Origin of the sequence: Bacillus sp. JJ1562 (assembly GCF_036962705.1) — a bacterium.
In the GTDB taxonomy this organism is placed as follows: Bacteria; Bacillota; Bacilli; order Bacillales; family Bacillaceae_L; genus Ferdinandcohnia.
In genome coordinates this window covers 188,064-204,112 of sequence record NZ_JBALOQ010000024.1, presented here as the reverse complement: position 1 = coordinate 204,112, position 16,049 = coordinate 188,064, and the positions used below count along the sequence as shown (strand labels likewise).

The 16,049-nt window shown below is 38.7% G+C and carries 20 protein-coding genes; 10 read left to right on the top strand and 10 right to left on the bottom strand.

Features of this window, described 5'->3' with window-relative positions; all coding sequences use genetic code 11:
- Nucleotides 1-36: 36 nt before the first annotated feature.
- Entirely contained in the window at nucleotides 37-1,203 is a 1,167-nt protein-coding gene (locus tag V7097_RS16800) for a chromate transporter (protein WP_335704780.1), read from the bottom strand.
- Between the two features lie 149 nt (nucleotides 1,204-1,352).
- Here V7097_RS16800 and V7097_RS16795 point away from each other — a divergent pair, with 149 nt between their 5' ends.
- Nucleotides 1,353-2,048, top strand: coding sequence for an AIM24 family protein (locus V7097_RS16795; RefSeq protein WP_335704779.1), 696 nt, complete (start codon nucleotides 1,353-1,355; stop codon nucleotides 2,046-2,048).
- Between the two features lie 59 nt (nucleotides 2,049-2,107).
- On the opposite strand, the gene V7097_RS16790 is transcribed toward V7097_RS16795, so the two are convergent.
- The gene (locus V7097_RS16790; RefSeq protein ID WP_335704778.1) at nucleotides 2,108-3,058 is read right to left on the bottom strand and encodes a glycoside hydrolase domain-containing protein; all 951 of its coding nucleotides are present in this window, start codon (nucleotides 3,056-3,058) and stop codon (nucleotides 2,108-2,110) included.
- 275 nt (nucleotides 3,059-3,333) lie between these two features.
- Complete coding sequence (locus V7097_RS16785; RefSeq protein WP_335704777.1) at nucleotides 3,334-3,963, bottom strand: homoserine/threonine efflux transporter; 630 nt, start codon at nucleotides 3,961-3,963, stop codon at nucleotides 3,334-3,336.
- Between the two features lie 141 nt (nucleotides 3,964-4,104).
- Between V7097_RS16785 and V7097_RS16780 the strand changes: the two genes are divergently transcribed.
- Both V7097_RS16780 and V7097_RS16775 read left to right on the top strand, forming a co-directional pair.
- Nucleotides 4,105-4,929 carry a TrmB family transcriptional regulator gene (locus V7097_RS16780; RefSeq protein ID WP_335704776.1) on the top strand — a complete coding sequence of 275 codons (825 nt, stop codon included), beginning with the start codon at nucleotides 4,105-4,107 and terminating at the stop codon, nucleotides 4,927-4,929.
- Nucleotides 4,930-5,101: 172 nt separating this feature from the next.
- Complete coding sequence (locus V7097_RS16775; RefSeq protein WP_335704775.1) at nucleotides 5,102-5,647, top strand: hypothetical protein; 546 nt, start codon at nucleotides 5,102-5,104, stop codon at nucleotides 5,645-5,647.
- A gap of 66 nt (nucleotides 5,648-5,713) precedes the next feature.
- On the opposite strand, the gene V7097_RS16770 is transcribed toward V7097_RS16775, so the two are convergent.
- Both V7097_RS16770 and V7097_RS16765 read right to left on the bottom strand, forming a co-directional pair.
- Nucleotides 5,714-5,998 (bottom strand): phage holin family protein, encoded by a 285-nt coding sequence (locus V7097_RS16770; protein ID WP_335704774.1) that lies wholly within the window; start codon nucleotides 5,996-5,998, stop codon nucleotides 5,714-5,716.
- A gap of 165 nt (nucleotides 5,999-6,163) precedes the next feature.
- On the bottom strand, nucleotides 6,164-7,375 hold the full coding sequence (locus V7097_RS16765; RefSeq protein WP_335704773.1) for an MFS transporter: 1,212 nt from the start codon (nucleotides 7,373-7,375) through the stop codon (nucleotides 6,164-6,166).
- A gap of 283 nt (nucleotides 7,376-7,658) precedes the next feature.
- Between V7097_RS16765 and V7097_RS16760 the strand changes: the two genes are divergently transcribed.
- Nucleotides 7,659-7,964 carry a hypothetical protein gene (locus V7097_RS16760; protein ID WP_335704772.1) on the top strand — a complete coding sequence of 102 codons (306 nt, stop codon included), beginning with the start codon at nucleotides 7,659-7,661 and terminating at the stop codon, nucleotides 7,962-7,964.
- A 380-nt stretch (nucleotides 7,965-8,344) separates the two neighbouring features.
- On the opposite strand, the gene V7097_RS16755 is transcribed toward V7097_RS16760, so the two are convergent.
- On the bottom strand, nucleotides 8,345-8,503 hold the full coding sequence (locus tag V7097_RS16755; RefSeq protein ID WP_335704771.1) for a hypothetical protein: 159 nt from the start codon (nucleotides 8,501-8,503) through the stop codon (nucleotides 8,345-8,347).
- A 232-nt stretch (nucleotides 8,504-8,735) separates the two neighbouring features.
- Between V7097_RS16755 and V7097_RS16750 the strand changes: the two genes are divergently transcribed.
- Nucleotides 8,736-9,749, top strand: coding sequence for an acyltransferase family protein (locus tag V7097_RS16750; protein ID WP_335704770.1), 1,014 nt, complete (start codon nucleotides 8,736-8,738; stop codon nucleotides 9,747-9,749).
- Nucleotides 9,750-9,884: 135 nt separating this feature from the next.
- Here V7097_RS16750 and V7097_RS16745 read toward each other — a convergent pair whose 3' ends face one another.
- On the bottom strand, nucleotides 9,885-10,130 hold the full coding sequence (locus tag V7097_RS16745) for a DNA alkylation repair protein (RefSeq protein ID WP_335419349.1): 246 nt from the start codon (nucleotides 10,128-10,130) through the stop codon (nucleotides 9,885-9,887).
- 119 nt (nucleotides 10,131-10,249) lie between these two features.
- Between V7097_RS16745 and msrA the strand changes: the two genes are divergently transcribed.
- A complete protein-coding gene (gene msrA, locus V7097_RS16740; RefSeq protein ID WP_335704769.1) occupies nucleotides 10,250-11,212 on the top strand; it encodes a peptide-methionine (S)-S-oxide reductase MsrA in 963 nt (320 codons plus the stop codon).
- A 250-nt stretch (nucleotides 11,213-11,462) separates the two neighbouring features.
- Complete coding sequence (gene cspD, locus V7097_RS16735; RefSeq protein WP_229140071.1) at nucleotides 11,463-11,663, top strand: cold-shock protein CspD; 201 nt, start codon at nucleotides 11,463-11,465, stop codon at nucleotides 11,661-11,663.
- Nucleotides 11,664-11,750: 87 nt separating this feature from the next.
- On the opposite strand, the gene V7097_RS16730 is transcribed toward cspD, so the two are convergent.
- Entirely contained in the window at nucleotides 11,751-12,617 is an 867-nt protein-coding gene (locus tag V7097_RS16730) for a LysR family transcriptional regulator (RefSeq protein WP_335704768.1), read from the bottom strand.
- A gap of 116 nt (nucleotides 12,618-12,733) precedes the next feature.
- Between V7097_RS16730 and V7097_RS16725 the strand changes: the two genes are divergently transcribed.
- A complete protein-coding gene (locus V7097_RS16725; RefSeq protein WP_335704767.1) occupies nucleotides 12,734-14,020 on the top strand; it encodes an NCS2 family permease in 1,287 nt (428 codons plus the stop codon).
- A 41-nt stretch (nucleotides 14,021-14,061) separates the two neighbouring features.
- On the opposite strand, the gene V7097_RS16720 is transcribed toward V7097_RS16725, so the two are convergent.
- Nucleotides 14,062-14,460 (bottom strand): nuclear transport factor 2 family protein, encoded by a 399-nt coding sequence (locus tag V7097_RS16720; RefSeq protein WP_335704766.1) that lies wholly within the window; start codon nucleotides 14,458-14,460, stop codon nucleotides 14,062-14,064.
- A 129-nt stretch (nucleotides 14,461-14,589) separates the two neighbouring features.
- Here V7097_RS16720 and V7097_RS16715 point away from each other — a divergent pair, with 129 nt between their 5' ends.
- Together V7097_RS16715 and V7097_RS16710 are read left to right on the top strand one after the other, a co-directional pair.
- On the top strand, nucleotides 14,590-15,042 hold the full coding sequence (locus tag V7097_RS16715; RefSeq protein ID WP_335704765.1) for an SRPBCC family protein: 453 nt from the start codon (nucleotides 14,590-14,592) through the stop codon (nucleotides 15,040-15,042).
- Between the two features lie 138 nt (nucleotides 15,043-15,180).
- Nucleotides 15,181-15,576: a VOC family protein gene (locus tag V7097_RS16710; protein WP_335704764.1), complete on the top strand. Its 396-nt coding sequence runs from the start codon at nucleotides 15,181-15,183 to the stop codon at nucleotides 15,574-15,576.
- 82 nt (nucleotides 15,577-15,658) lie between these two features.
- Here V7097_RS16710 and V7097_RS16705 read toward each other — a convergent pair whose 3' ends face one another.
- Nucleotides 15,659-16,030, bottom strand: coding sequence for a VOC family protein (locus V7097_RS16705; RefSeq protein ID WP_335704763.1), 372 nt, complete (start codon nucleotides 16,028-16,030; stop codon nucleotides 15,659-15,661).
- Nucleotides 16,031-16,049 lie beyond the last annotated feature (19 nt).

Here is a 16,049-nt window from a genome sequence, read left to right as displayed (position 1 = left end):
AGTTTGTCTACAGTCTGAGACTACCAAAGGGGTAGTCTAGAACATACTTAAAACGGCTCCTCCAATCGCTCCTGTCACAACTACAATCCAAGGTGGAAGCTTCCAATAGACAAGCATACTGAATAAGATTGCGGCAAATGCAAAATCGATAGGTGCAAACACAGTGCTGGTCCATATCGGATGATAGAATGCGGAAATCAAAATTCCAACCACTGCTGCGTTTACCCCCATTAGAGCTCCTTTAATTTTAGGGTTGTGTCGAAGCGAATCCCAGAATGGCAGTGTTCCCAAAACAAGTAGGAACGCCGGAAGGAATATGGCGATTGTTGCGAGTAGTCCTCCTTGCCAACCATCCATCACGGCACCAAGATAGGCAGCAAATGTAAAGAGGGGTCCCGGAACAGCTTGTGCTGCACCATATCCAGCTAAAAACGCTTCTTCACTTAGCCAGCCTGTTGGAACAAATTCATGCGCTAATAACGGTAAAACAACATGTCCACCGCCAAAAACAAGTGATCCAGAACGATAAAAACTATCAAACATGGCAATCCAATCTAAGGAAGTTACCTCTCTTAAAATCGGCAAAACAATGAGCAAACTGAAAAACAACGTCAAACAAATTGCTGCAAATCTAGGAGATATTGGGAACTGTAGATTCGTAGTTTCGCTTTCTACTTGATTTTTAAATAAAACAAAACCTAAGATTGCTGCAATAAGGATAACCCCTATCTGTGTATAGGCTGTTTGCCATAATAGAGTTCCAACTAATGCAAACAATGCGAGTGATTTTCTCGGTAAATCTGGGGTGAGCTTTTGCGCCATTCCAAGAATAGCATGTGCCACAACTGCTACTGCGACTAATTTTAAACCATGAATCCAGCCTGCAGTTCCGATATCAAAACCTTGGAGGATCAAGGCGAAAACAATCAGCGCAATCACGGAAGGTAGTGTGAAACCTAGAAACGATACAATTCCTCCAAGTACACCAGCGCGCATAACACCAATTCCGATTCCCACCTGACTGCTTGCAGGTCCAGGTAGAAATTGACACAAAGCCACTAGATCTGCATACGTTTTTTCATCCATCCATTTTCTTCGACGGACGTATTCTTCGTGAAAATAGCCCAAATGGGCAACGGGTCCACCGAAAGAGGTGAGTCCTAGTCTAGTTGAGACGAGAAGAATCTCTAGTAAATTTTTCATTCTGTTCTCCTTTTCGAAATACTATCGGCATTATAACATTTGTAAGCAAGATAAAGTGATAAACAGCAATGAATTAACGAAATATTTACAAAATGAAACCTTTTTGCTAGCCAAATCGTAAAACAAACTAACGAAAGGAAGTGGCTGAAATGAGTAAATATTCAATCGCGGAATTTATTAAAAATACGGAGCAAGAGGACAAAGGGGAGGGGCTTTTTGAATTAGAGACTCCTAGAATGCTTGAGGTAAATCTAAATGGCATGGTTTGGGCTAAAGCGGGTTCGATGGTTGCGTATAATGGAAGAATCAAGTATGAACGTGAAGGAATCCTTGAGCATGGCATTGGAAACCTGTTTAAGAAAGCGTTGACAGGCGAGGGAGCTTCTTTAATGAAAGCGAATGGGCAAGGGAAACTCTACTTGGCCGATAGCGGGAAAAAAATCATCATCCTTCAGCTGCAGAATGAGGCGATTTATGTGAATGGGAATGATCTTCTTGCTTTTGAACCATCCTTAAGACACGATATTAAGCTGATGAAACGTGTTGCAGGAATGATGGCAGGTGGATTGTTTAATGTTCGTTGTGAGGGGAGTGGAATGCTCGCGATTACAACCCATTACGAGCCACTCACATTGCGGGTAACACCAGGAAAACCGGTTGTGACCGATCCAAACGCAACGGTTGCATGGTCAGGAAATCTCAAACCAGAATTCCAAACGGATATTTCATTTAAAACCTTCGTCGGTCGTGGAAGTGGCGAGTCCATCCAAATGAGGTTTGAAGGAGATGGATTTGTCATCGTTCAGCCGTACGAAGAGGTTTATATGCAGCAGTCGAATGGTTAACTAACAGACCGAAGCATGAGCCAAACAAACTCATGCTTCTATTTTATAACAATCTTAAGTTATGGTCCCCAGAGAACATCCACTAGTTCACGTTTGAATAAATTGGTGTCGATGTTGCAACTTTCAGCTTCTAGGCCGTATTGCCAGCCCCATGCAAGTGATCCATCTGGAGCAGATGGTTTAAATTCAGGTGCTTTCGCTTCTGCAGTGATTCCTACGCTTGGTGCGGCAGTCCAAATATAGTTTTGTTCAAGGATTGCTCCATTACTTTTACCAGCTTCTTGATAAGCTTTAAACAAAGCTTGTTCAGGGTCAAACACCCCATAAATCCCAGATTTGTAGTTTGATGCTACAACAGTATCAAACCAGCCTTTAATAAACTCTGAATCTACCGGATATTCCGGTTCAATATCGGCAAAAATGGTAACTCCCTCTGGAATGCCTAGTTCACCTGCCAGCTTAATTGCTTCCTTTGCATGTGCCACACCATTATCGTAGCCTGTAGCGTCATTAAAATGATTGTAGATTGGTAGAATAGTATCACCTTCAGCATGGATAATTTTCACTTGTTCAGCTGTAAGACCTACTGAAATTCCTTCACGTTCGCCGAGGTACCGTCCAAATACAACCGGGTCACCAAAGTTTTCTTTTACACATACATAAAAATTATTTGTCGTTTCACTTGCTGAATCAATTCCCCAAACGATTTCGGGTAGGTTATCACTTGGTTTTGCTTTCTCATCATTGTTTTGATCTTGCTGTTCTTGTACCTCTTGCTCTTTTTGTTTATCATTCTCATTATTTTTATCTTGATTTTCATGATCCTGTTCATTTGCTGGTGGCGGTTGATTTTCATCTTTGTTGGCAGGAGGGGGAGTTGGTGGTGGCTCGGTGGTAGGAGTCGATGTTACAGGATTTGCTTTGTCCTCTGTTACATAGAAATACACCGCACAGCTTATTAGGAATCCGATGACAACAGCTATCATTAGATTAAATCCCTTTTCTGTCATTTCATCACCTCACCTTGATACTTTCTTTATCATATGTAAGGTAAGAGTGCGCCGTGTGGGTATGGGCTGGTGTACTACCAGTGGTTAATAATAGAATCCCGTGAACCTTATGATAGGAATCGACTTTATGGATTTCGTAAAAGGCTAAAATCGAGATGAAGATATAAATCAGCCATAAGCCTTTGTTCACAACAAAGTACTAATCTATAATTTTACTTTATGTTTGAAGGAAAAAATAAATCCGTTCTATTAATGAACGGATTTTTTAAACGATATTAAATTCCAGTTTTGATACCAAATCCGACGAGAATTAGACCGGTTGATTTTTGAAATACTTTATTGAATTTAGGGCTGTTAAACCATTTTTTCGCGTAATCAAGAATTGATACGAGGAGTAGAAACCAAACAATTGCAAGTAAAGACATAATAAGGCCCATTACGATTAATTGTTGGTTTATATTTTCGTTCAAATCGATAAACTGAGGCATAATGGTGATATACACGAGAACGGTCTTCGGATTAAGTATATTACTTAGCAATCCTTGTAAAAATGAATCTTTATGGTGTTTTTTTGTAGGTGTAACTTGATTCTTTGCTTGATCCTGAAGTTCCTCCAATGACAAAGAACTCTTTGCAAAGAAGCTTTTGATTCCTATATAGATCAAGTATGCTGCCCCTGCATATTTAATGAAGTTGAAGAGAAACACCGATTTCGCAATCACTACAGATAACCCAAGAACAGCAATAAGTGTCCAGAAAGCAAGACCCATTGAGGTGCCTATCATTGTATAGCGACCTGCTTTTGGACCGTATGTAAGTGTGTTTTTTATAATCAGCATCGTGTCCACACCAGGAATTATAATCATCATAGCAGCAATTGGTATATACGCAATTAGGTTATACATTTCATGTTTCCCTCCAAATGACATTAGTGACTACCGTAGTAACTACCTAAAAGTATTGTAGCAGACAGACTTGGAATGTATCAATACATTTTGTTAAAATATAGTTACTAAGGTAGCGACTATTTTTTTGGAGGATTTAATTTGGAACATATTTTAGATACATTAAAAAATTTACATTTTACCGAGTATGAGGCGAAAACCTATTTGAGTCTTTTGGAGGAATCTCCACTTACTGGCTACGCAGTTGCGAAAAAATCGGGTGTGCCGCGTTCAAAAATTTATGAAGTGTTGGATAATCTCGTTGTGCGTGGAGATGTGTTAGTTAGTCCTGGAAATACTCCACAATACACGCCAGTGCCTGCGAAAGAATTGATACGAAACCGTCGCACGAGGGCAGAGGAAAATTTTGATAAGGCTGAGAAGTTTTTTGAAAAATTTGAGCGTTCGGCTCATGATCGTGAAAATATATGGAATATCGCTGGGGATACAGAAATTCTGGATAAGGTTCGCACCTGTATCGCATCTGCAGAAAAAAGGATTTTGTTAGAAATATGGAAAGAGGAGTATGAGGAGCTAGCCGAGGACTTAAGAGGAGCGGCAGAAAGAGGAGTCAATGTTACGATTGTTGCCTACGGTGAAGTTGCATCTGATTTTGCCAATATATATATCCATGAAATGAGTCAAGATATCACTGACGAATATGGTGGGAGGTGGCTTGTTTATAGTGGCGACGATTCCGAGGTTGTGGCCGGTATCGTTTCATTGGGCAAGGATAGTCGGGCTGCCTGGACGATGCATGTTGGACTAGTTATGCCAATTACCGAAATCATTATTCACGATTTGTACCTAATGGAGCTGTTAAACAAACATCGTGATATATTAGAAGATAGCTTCGGCAAGAACCTGATTGACCTACGTCACAAGTTCTCGATCCACCCTGATTTTAAAAAGCATTATGTGAAGTAAAAATGGTTTTAGTGCGTTGGTATTTTAGAACAGCGCTTTTTCTTTTGTAAGAAAGATAAAGGAATTAATTTCCAAAAACAAAAATGTGCGATATATTATTAGTTTAGGATAAAACGGGAAGTGGCCATGGTAAGTGTAAATGTTCTAGTTTTCTTTTAATTGGGGGTTTCACATGAGGAAGATTATTACTTTCGGAATGATCGGTTTTGTGTCGTTCATCGTTAGCTGCACATCTGAATCAAAGTATAGTGATGATGATGTCGCAGCGATTGTGAGAGGTGATGAAATTACGGTTGGAGATATTCGTTTTTTATATGAGGTAAAGGATAAGGAAATCCGTGATAAGCTGCCAGGAATTATTAAAGGGGAGCTGGCAATTCAAGAGGCCAAGAAGCTGAATATAGATGTTACTGAACAAGTCCTAGAAGCAATTGATCTCAATGGAGGATATATCCCTGAAAACGATAGTAGCCCTGGTGTAAAATCCACCCGTGAATTTGTAGATTCTCAAGCGAAAAAGCTGGGAATGGATCCGGAGGAATTCTATCAAGAATACATAAAAATTACAACAGAAAAAAGTGCGTATATTGTCGGCTACATAGAAACAATTATTGGAGATTCATTGGAAGATATTGAAGAATATTCAAATAAAGCGTATCAGTTATTAGATGATTTAGTAGAGGGAAATAAAGATCAGATTGAGATACTGATTGATTAGTAGGGAGGACCTAGAAATAAGAAACCTCCCCATGTCCTGGGCTTTTATTGCCGTGTCACCAGCCGGTTACTCATCCTTTTTATTGATGGCGTTGTTAATACCGTGGATGGTGTTTTTGATAAGATCTTCAGAAATCATAGTTGTACCGGTAACAAGTATCCCTTGAACAACTGATTGTATTTCGAATCCATAATAGAGCAAACATGAGATTACCGTGAAGCTTAGTTGAATCCATCGATGTGTCCACTCTGGAATGAAAGGAGTATCTTTTAGGATAAGCCCAATAAAATAAAGAACGGGGATTAAGATAAAGGCATCTTGTCGAATGTATAATTTTAAGTTGAGGTCCATTTTTTCACCTACATGATTTCAAATTCCTTTAGGATAAAATATTCGAGAATGAGGGAAATTGTTATTTGGAATCTCAATTTTCAGAAAACGACAAAAACTGTTCGGTGAATATGTCCCTTAAACAAGAAAACGCTAGGTTATTTGCCTAGCGATTTCGAGATCAACCTATTTGTTTTTCGCAAGTACCTCTTGTTTCACCACGCGTTTTCGTTGACTACCATTTAGGTAGGCTGTTGCCAGAGCAACTAAGAGTAATCCACCTGTAACGGAGAAAAGGATTTGCGTAGGAAACAATCCTCCGAGTAAACCTCCTAAGAGAGGGCCAATCATTCCGCCGATTTGGTTTGCTGTTTGGTGTAAACTGAATGCTCTGCCCCGGAAATCTTCAGGTGTTGATTTGACGACTAGCCCATTTAAAGCAGGGAAGACTGCACAGAAGAAGACCCCATAGACAAAACGAATTACAGAAAAGCCCCAGATGTGGGTAAAGACGATTTGTGCTAATGTTCCAATTCCGGCTCCTAAAAGTCCGATGAATAATACGCGCTGGAAGCCAACCTTATCCGCCCATTTTCCCCACACAGGTGCAAATAATGCACTTGCAAGACCTGGTAAAGAGATGATAAAACCAGTGAGTAATGTTGCGTAACTAGTGTGACTTGCGATGTCAGCAATGTATAACGGCAAGATTGGATCAATTATCATCGTAGAACAGCTAACCATAAGAGTTAGAATTAATACAAGTAAGAATGGGCGGTTGCTAATCGCAATGCTAAAGTCTTTGATAACAGAGCCCTTTTCCTTGTTTGCCTTGAAGTTTTCTTCTTTTACGAAAAAAATGATTAAAAACGTTGCAAAGAAGACGATGATTCCCGCACTTGCAAAGGCCCAGCGATTACCCCAAAGTTCAGCTAAACCTCCACCCAACAGTGGTCCCAATATCATCCCGGTCGCTGCAGCCGAAGAAATCAACGAAAGCGCATAACCTACTTTTTTCGTTGGCGTATTCGTACCAACGAGCGCAATTGACCCAGGAATAAATCCGCTTAGTAAGCCTTGCATCAAACGTAGACCTAAAATTTGATAAGGGTTTGTAACAAATGCCATTAACGTGTAAACAAGAAAAAGGGCAAAACCTGCCCGTACAATCATTGGTTTACGTCCATATTTGTCGGCAATCCTTCCCCAAAACGGTGTCGCAAATGCACCAGCAAAAAATGCGGCCCCGTAGATTAGCCCTGACCATAATTCAGTGTTATCATGGACCCCGATTTCCAACAAAAAGATTGGTAAAAACGGGATAACCATTGAAAAACCTGAAGCTGTAAAAAAGACCCCGATCCAAAGAACCCACAAATTTCGTTGCCAAGTCGGCATATTTCTTTCCATCTCCTAAGATCATTCTTTATATACTAATAGATTAATAATATCATAATTAGGGATTATTTTCATTTGCGAAACTTTCGGGACCAGAAATATTCTCCTTTATTAGGCTATAAAACATTCTTTTTGTCCTTGTAAAATATGCTATGATAATCCTTAGGATTCGGTTTGTACCAATGAACTATTTTATCAGTAGATATTAGGAGTGAGAGAACAAGTGAAATATATAAAATACCTTTCTTTTCTTTTGTTGTTCCTCTTGTTTATGGGGGCTTGTATGAATAATATAACTGGTAACCCGACTCCTGCTGATTTTTTAGATAATGAAAATGCAGATATTTTTCAACTGGACGGGATTGTATATTCAAATGCACATGATGTGGACTGGGTACAGGAGCTTGACTATACAGTTGGTGAACAGGTTGGTGAGATTAATACACACTCGGAAAGGGCATTTCGTTTTAGCGACGGGACAGCGAGTATTCTACCGATCGGAACAAAAATTTATGAAACAGATACACCTGTTTATATTGCTAATGTTGATGGGCAAGAGGTCCCATATTTAAAGATGATTGAAGGATAAAAAGAAATACTCAGCGGACCTGAGTATTTTTTAATGTGGAAAATATATCTGCAAGACCTCTTACCTGGTAGATAGTTGGAAAAAACCCCTGAAATCGGGGGAGGATTTCAATTGTTTCATAGTTTGCAAGAGGGACTATTTGTTTTACATTGGTCTTTGATAAAAATCAGTAAATTATCCTCAATTTGAATATGGGAAAAGAAGAACCCGTCGCGCGCGATCAATAGTTCATCCTCGTACCAATTCAAGACCACCTGTTGGTTCTCGTATTTCAATAGCTTCTGTAACACTTCGTTATATTTTCCAGACGCGTAAAACATAGCCACCGCACCCACATTGGTCGATGAATTTATGGGACACACCAGTTCCGAACTTTCGACTTATAGCTTCTGAAAGATAATGAATGGGGTTGCCAAACTTGCAGGTGTCACGAGGTTGACGTAGCAGCCACTTCCCGTTTCCTCAATTGCTCCAACCCGTACTCTACCACCAAAGCGATATTGCGCTGATAATCTCCATGTTCCAAATCTATCGACCAATCCTTCGCCATAACCATCACCTCATCTTCATTATAAAACCTGTGACAACAAGAGAGGATGATATGAATCACAGAGAAACGTCGTTACAGTTTGTTTCAATCTGATTAAGATTTTTCAATATAGTTACAAACAGGTCACCATCTTTAAAAAGACATTTACAAATCAAAGACATCGGCATAAAATACCTCCTTGTGATGCTATAATACGATAACAATAGTATGGAGGTTTTATGATGGCTACTAAGCGAGAGTATTATTTTGATAACGCCAAGTTTATCCTAATATTCCTTGTTGTCTTTGGACATTTTATTCAGCCTTTTATCGATGATCATAAAATCATCATGACAATTTACCACTTCGTGTATTCCTTTCATATGCCTGCATTCATTTTAGTATCAGGATTTTTTGCAAAGGGATTTAAGAAGGAAGGCTACATTAAAAAGACAGCGAAAAAGCTGTTAATTCCGTATTTGATTTTTCAGCTACTTTACACAATTTATTATTACTTCCTATATAATGGTGGGTCGCTTTTATTCCAACCATTTAATCCGCAATGGTCACTTTGGTTTTTAATTAGTTTGTTTTGTTGGAATGTCATGTTATATGCCTATACGAAATTACCGATGAAATGGTCGATGGCGTTGGCGGTTTTAGTTGGGGTTGGAGTTGGATATATTCCATTTGTGGAAAGTTATTTGAGTTTGTCGCGAACATTTGTCTTTTTCCCATTGTTCTTATTAGGCTTCTATTGTAAAAAAGAGCATTTTGTCGCTTTGAAACGTCCGGCGGTGCAAGTGGGGTCAGCGATTCTGCTTTCAGCAATTTTTATTGCCTATTATTTTGTACCAGATTTCAATACTGGTTGGCTTTTAGGCTCAAAGTCGTATGTCACGCTGTCACAGGAAAATCTAGGCGGGCTTATTAGACTAGCCTTCTATGTTGTTTCGATTGTGATGACAGTCGCGTTCTTCTCGCTTTTACCGAAAAAACAGTATTTCTTCACAAGCTGGGGAACACATACACTATATGTCTATCTGTTGCACGGATTTGTTATTAAATATTTCAGAAACAGCGAATGGCCCGACGTTTTTAACGACGCAATGAATCTTGCGATATTAGTAGTAGCATCACTAATATTAACTTTGTTGTTATCAACGAAAACAATCCGAGCGATTACCCAGCCATTAATCGAACTACGAATTTCTATTATAAAAAGATTCTTTAGAGTAAAACAAGAAGGGTATTAAGCAACCATAGGGACGGTTCTCTTGGTCCAGTTAATTCTGGCAATCCGAGAGTTGTCCCTTTTGTATGTTTTTGTTAAATATTGGAGAACCACAAGAACCGTCCCTGTGGACCCCCGTGGTCCGCCTTTTTTTCGTTCAACCTTTAAAATTCTGAGCTCTTTTGACAAAGGATTGTTCTTCTTCGATAAGGCCGCATACGCCGCATTGTACTTTGATTTCCGGTCCACGGTATGGGATATGGAACGGGTCAAGATTTGCGGTGTATTCTTCAACGACTTCGCCGCTTTGTGGGTCCATTTTAACCGACTTTGGCACTTGTTCAATAATATTGAACCTGGAGCGATTGGTTTTACAATTAGGACATAAATAAGGACTACTCATTCTTACACCTCCTATTTTTTACTTTTTCCTTTTCTGGAATTAATATGAGCGTATTTTTTTGAACATACGCTAGAAGTGATATAATGAAATCAAGCAAAAAGGAGAAAGGAAGAGGGCACATGGATACTACACATGAAAAAGTGGAGAAAGCAATCTTTGCGGGTGGTTGCTTCTGGTGTATGGTCAAGCCGTTTGATACACAGCCAGGAATCATAGAGGTTATTTCAGGGTATACAGGCGGAACAAAGGAAAACCCGACGTATGAAGAAGTTTGTTCTGAAACGACAGGGCACTATGAAGCTGTTCAAATTACTTTTAATCCAGACATTTTTCCATATGAAAGATTAGTTGAAACTTTTTGGCAGCAAATTGACCCAACAGATGCGGGCGGACAATTTTATGATCGTGGAGAATCCTACCGTACAGCAATTTTCTACCATACTGACGAACAGAAAAAAATTGCCGAAGAATCAAAGCAAAAGCTTAACGAAAGCGGGATTTTCTCAAAACCTATCGTAACTCCAATACTTCCTGCAAAGGAATTTTACCGTGCGGAAGAGTATCATCAGGACTATTATAAAAAGAAACCTGAACATTATAACCGCTACCGCAAAGGTTCTGGAAGAGATACATTCATCAGAAAGCATTGGGCTGCAAAGGAATTTGAAGATGCGAAGAAAAATCTGACAGACATGCAATATTATGTGACACAGGAACAAGGCACAGAACCGCCGTTTCAAAATGAGTTTTGGAACAATACAAATGAAGGCATTTATGTCGATATTGTTTCGGGCAAGCCGTTATTCAGCTCACTGGATCAATATGATGCAGGATGTGGCTGGCCAAGCTTTACAAAGGCGATTGATGCGAAGGAAATCGTGGAAGAACTTGACACATCACACGGGATGATTCGTACGGAGGTTAGAAGTAATACGGCAGATTCCCATTTAGGCCATTTATTTTATGATGGTCCCGGCCCAACTCGTATGCGTTTTTGTATCAACTCCGCAGCACTTCGATTTATATCGAAAGAAGATCTTGAAAAAGAAGGTTACGGGGAATATTTGAAGCTTTTTAGATAAATGGTTTATCTTTACAATATATGAGAGAAAATGACTATTTTCAAAATTGTTGGTTGACTAAGATAATCTACGATGCTATGATGAAATAGACCATTTTGTTGCGTTATATAAGTTTAAAGAAAGAAAAAACGTTAATTTCGGCTAATCTTCTGAAGTTATATGTGAATTTGTTTTAGATTTATGTAAGTGTACAATGGTTAAATTTTCAATGCACAAATGGTTTGTGTGTTCATTTTAGGAGGCATATTTCATGCAAAATGGTAAAGTAAAATGGTTTAACAGCGAAAAAGGCTTCGGATTCATCGAAGTACAAGGTGGAGACGATGTTTTCGTACACTTCTCAGCAATCACAGGCGATGGCTTCAAAACTTTAGAAGAAGGTCAAGAAGTTTCTTTCGAAATCGTTGAAGGTAACCGTGGACCTCAAGCATCTAACGTAGTTAAATTATAATTTAACCTATAAATGAGACCGGAAAACAGTCCTACAAATGTGGGGCTGTTTTTTATATTATATTTGGGACGAAGGTCACTCCGTCCCTTAAGATAGTTCTTTTTTCACCAACTCAAAAAAGTTTTTAGCGGGTGTTGATACATAATGATGCTCAAGCCAGATCATTCCTAATGAAGAATTCAAATTTGCATCTTTAATCGGTGATGAATAAAGATTAGCATCCCCATATACATCCAATACAGATTTTGGCACAATGGTTGCCCCCATACCACCCTTAACCATCTCCATTAATACATGCATATCCGAGCACTCTGCAATACTCGTAAATTGAAGTTTTTGCCTTGAAAATGCTTCATGAATGAGGTTATAGCTACCTAAGCCTTCAGTGCTAGGAATAATGAGGGGTACCTGTGAAATTTCTTCTAGTGAAATCATGTCTGTTTTCTTATTGCTCACAAAAACAAATGGCTCGCTTAGAAGGTGCTCGTAAATAAAACCTCGATGTTCAAGTGGAAGGCGTACGAATGCCAATTCAATAGCTCTGCTTTTTACCATCTCCGCTAGATAATAAGAGTCATTTTGAACGACCTTCAATGATACGAGCGGATATTTTTCATGAAAGGCTTGAAGCATGTCTGAAAACCCCGAAACAGACAATGTGTTAACACCTACAGCAAGAACACCTTTCGTTCCTTCTTCTGTTTCTTGAATTTCATTTTTAATTTCCTCAATATTGTTAACTAGATGTAATGCGCGTTGATAAAGAATCTTACCTTTATCGGTTAACTCCATACTCCTGCCATTACGCTCAAATAATTTAACACCAAGCTCTTCCTCCAATTGCTTCAACTGCATGCTTAATGGTGGTTGAGACATATGAAGCCGATTGGCAGCGGCTGTAATATTCTTTTCCTCTGCTATTGCGATAAAATAGCGTAATTGCTTAATGTCCATTGAATTCACCTTCTATATGAAAAAAGTATGGTTTCTATATGAATTATATATTTTTCATATGGTAGAAGTCCATGTTATGATAATATTCGTTTGCAACGGATAGAAAGGTGATTAATATGGAACGATTTTTTAACTTAAAACAACATGGAACTACAATTGGAAAAGAATTCTCTGCAGGACTAATTTCATATATAACTGTAGTCTACATTATTATTGTCAATGCAACTATTTTGGCAGCGGCTGGTATCCCGATGGAAGCGGGAATAATAGCTACCATTTTAACAAGTTTTTTAGGATGTGTAATCATCGGATTATGGAGTAATACTCCGATTCTCCTTATTCCTGGGATGGGGCTTAATGCGATGTTTACTTATACAATCGTGCAATCTGGAGGGTTCACGTGGCAGGAAGCGCTGGCGATGGTATTCGTTTCAGGACTCATTTTCGTAGTGATTGCTTTTACACCATTAGCGAAAGTGATAACTAGCTCAATCCCGAATTCTTTAAAAGAAGCGATTACGATTGGAATTGGAGTCCTGTTGATATTAATTGGGTTTGACAACGCAGGTATTATCACAAGCTCTGAGCACACATTGCTTGCAATAGGGGACTTAAGTAGCCCTACAGTGATTACAACTTTTATTGGCTTGATTATAACAGTATTATTATTTATTAAAAATGTGCCGGGTAACCTTTTATTAAGTATTTTGATTACATCAGTATTATCGATATGGATTGGTGGAGCCCAATTTGAAGCTATTTCCTTTACTACCCCTGATTTTCAGGAATACTTCGGGGTGTTTGGCCAATTATCTTGGGCAGAAGCGGGCAATATCGTCTTCTGGTTAACTTCCATATCATTAGCGATGGTTCTTGTTTTTGAAAATATTGGTTTGATTCATGGTCATAGTAACATGTTAAAACGTCCGGAAAGTAGTAAAAAATCACTTCAAGCAACTGCTGTTTCAGTTTTATCTTCAGGTATTTTTGGAACGAGTCCGACTGTTGCATCTGTAGAAACTGCAGCAGGTATCACAGCGGGCGGAAGAACAGGACTAACCAGCATCGTAACAGGAGTTATGTTTCTAGTTTCAATTTTGTTTATTCCTGTGATTAAAATGGTTCCGGCAAGCGCGGTTTCACCGATTCTCATCTTAATCGGAGTTCTGATGCTGCAAAACATTGTGAACATTTCGATGGATGATTTTACGGAAAGCTTTCCAGCACTTTTAATTATTGTGTTGATTCCATTAACATATAGCATTGCAGACGGCATGGCAATCGGATTTATTTTATACCCTGTGATGAAACTGTTAATGGGGAAGGGGAAGGAAATTCATCCTGCGCTTTATATGATTGCTATTTTATTTATTAGTAATTTTGTAATTCAGTATGTGTATTAAAAAAGCAGTCCTACGGGGCTGCTTTTGTTGTTTTGAAAGTATTAAAACATACCATTTTCATTAGGGGAGTTCTCTGGTATGGGTTGTCCAATATCCCATAATTCTACAATTTGGCCATCCACAAAACGAAAGATATGTACAACTGCTATTCCAAGATCATCTGGATTTTGCCTAATATGGGAGTAGACTGAAACCTTATCTCCTTCTTGAATAGCAAGCTTTACCTCAAAAATCTTTTGAGGGTTCTTGGCTGCGTTTTCTTCCATTGCGACCATGAGGCTCTCTGCATCACCACGGAAAAAGGGGTTGTGGTGAGAAAAGTCAGGACCAACGAATTTCTTATATGCTTCGCGAACATTTCCTGATGCTACGGATTTTAAGAATGTAATTGCGTTCTCTTTAAGCGTAGGAGTTAATGCTGATTGTTCGGTTGTATTCATTTGAATCACCTTTTTTCAAGAATTTATTTATTTTAAGTATATATTTGAATACAAATCCATGCAATTGCTTGAGTCAACTAAGAAGTTGTATGATATACTTTCTAAAAAGTTTATTGAGGGGGAGTCCGCTTGAGCATTCGTTTTGAAGTAAAAAAGACAATCCATGAATCCCAACAAAAAGTCTATGAAGGTTTACTTGACCTTGAATCAGCCAAGCAATGGATGCAAGGGTTTGTAGGAATTGAACGTTTAGATGAGGGACAAATGCGTGAGGGAAGTCAGTGGAATGAAACAAGAAAGATGTTTGGAAAAGAGGCTTCTGAACATTTTGAGGTTGTTGAGCTTAATGAACCGAATAAAATTATGCTCCGTGTTGATGGTACCAAAGGGACAACGGGCAAAGGTGAATTTTTGTTTACATACATATTAACATCTTTAGAAAATAAGACGCTTGTAACATTGAATGGTGAAATCAAAGGGCTTACTGGTTTGGCTAAACTTTTTGGTAAATTGATGGCAGGAACCTTTAAGAAAGCCTGTGAAAAAGATTTAGATGCGTTGAAAAACTATTTAGAGAAATAAGTGAAAATGCCATTATAGAAAGTGTTGAAATCGTGAATAACATTTTTTGTTTTTTCCGATAATGGAGAAGGTGTAACAACGTCTTAAGTAGAAATTACATAGTGTAACAAAAATTTGTAGAAATTGTAGGTGGATATCTTGGGAAGATTAGTTCATTTTGAAATTCATGTAGATGACATGGAGCGAGCAAAAACGTTTTACGGTGAAGTATTTGGGTGGAAATTTGAAGATTGGAGCGAATATGCCGGGATGCCTTATTTTGGCGCTGTAACGGGCGAAGCAAATGAACTGGGTATTAATGGAGCGTTGATGCAACGCCAGAGTCCTCCTCCAGGTGCAAACCAGCCATTGAATGGTTATGCTTGTACAATGGGTGTGGAAGATTACGATTCTACTGAGCAAAAAATTATGGCTAGAGGCGGAAAGGTAGCAATGCCGAAATATGCGCTACCAGGAATGGCGTGGCAGGGCTACTATGTCGACACAGAGGGAAATATCTTTGGAATTCATCAGCCAGATGAAAATGCGAAATAGGTTTTAAAAATCTCATACAAATAATAAAGCCTTTTGCCCTATACTACTGGGTAGAAGGCTTTTTATTGCGTTATGTAATTGGTTATCGATGCTGATCGAAAAGAATTTGATTGCCGTCTGGATCTTCGATTATAAAATGTGCAGGTCCTTCACTTGCTTCAGCAGCTTCTGTCAGCATTGTGATGCCTTTTTCTTTAAGCTGCTTTTGGATATCACGAACGTCTGTAAACGAATCTAGATTTTGCGCGTTTTGATCCCATCCAGGGTTAAAAGTGAGTATATTTTTATCGAACATCCCTTGGAATAGCCCAATTACAGTATTTTCATTCTTCATGATGAGCCAATTTTGAGAAATGTCCCCACCTAAAGTCTGAAAACCAAGGTTTTCGTAAAATTCCTTTGATTTGTGAATATCTTTTACATTTAAGCTTACGGAAAATGCACCTAGCTTCATATTATCTCCTCCATTATAT

Bases quoted from the DNA above. Each gene is read 5' to 3' on its own strand.
- V7097_RS16730 (WP_335704768.1), bottom strand. From the start codon at position 12,617: ATGGACATTAAGCAATTACGCTATTTTATCGCAATAGCAGAGGAAAAG.
- V7097_RS16800 (WP_335704780.1), bottom strand. From the start codon at position 1,203: ATGAAAAATTTACTAGAGATTCTTCTCGTCTCAACTAGACTAGGACTC.
- V7097_RS16750 (WP_335704770.1), top strand. From the start codon at position 8,736: ATGGCTACTAAGCGAGAGTATTATTTTGATAACGCCAAGTTTATCCTA.
- V7097_RS16770 (WP_335704774.1), bottom strand. From the start codon at position 5,998: ATGGACCTCAACTTAAAATTATACATTCGACAAGATGCCTTTATCTTA.
- V7097_RS16790 (WP_335704778.1), bottom strand. From the start codon at position 3,058: ATGACAGAAAAGGGATTTAATCTAATGATAGCTGTTGTCATCGGATTC.
- V7097_RS16785 (WP_335704777.1), bottom strand. From the start codon at position 3,963: ATGTATAACCTAATTGCGTATATACCAATTGCTGCTATGATGATTATA.
- V7097_RS16705 (WP_335704763.1), bottom strand. From the start codon at position 16,030: ATGAAGCTAGGTGCATTTTCCGTAAGCTTAAATGTAAAAGATATTCAC.
- V7097_RS16745 (WP_335419349.1), bottom strand. From the start codon at position 10,130: ATGAGTAGTCCTTATTTATGTCCTAATTGTAAAACCAATCGCTCCAGG.
- cspD (WP_229140071.1), top strand. From the start codon at position 11,463: ATGCAAAATGGTAAAGTAAAATGGTTTAACAGCGAAAAAGGCTTCGGA.
- V7097_RS16765 (WP_335704773.1), bottom strand. From the start codon at position 7,375: ATGCCGACTTGGCAACGAAATTTGTGGGTTCTTTGGATCGGGGTCTTT.
- V7097_RS16775 (WP_335704775.1), top strand. From the start codon at position 5,102: ATGAGGAAGATTATTACTTTCGGAATGATCGGTTTTGTGTCGTTCATC.
- V7097_RS16720 (WP_335704766.1), bottom strand. From the start codon at position 14,460: ATGAATACAACCGAACAATCAGCATTAACTCCTACGCTTAAAGAGAAC.
- V7097_RS16725 (WP_335704767.1), top strand. From the start codon at position 12,734: ATGGAACGATTTTTTAACTTAAAACAACATGGAACTACAATTGGAAAA.
- msrA (WP_335704769.1), top strand. From the start codon at position 10,250: ATGGATACTACACATGAAAAAGTGGAGAAAGCAATCTTTGCGGGTGGT.
- V7097_RS16795 (WP_335704779.1), top strand. From the start codon at position 1,353: ATGAGTAAATATTCAATCGCGGAATTTATTAAAAATACGGAGCAAGAG.
- V7097_RS16760 (WP_335704772.1), top strand. From the start codon at position 7,659: ATGAATAATATAACTGGTAACCCGACTCCTGCTGATTTTTTAGATAAT.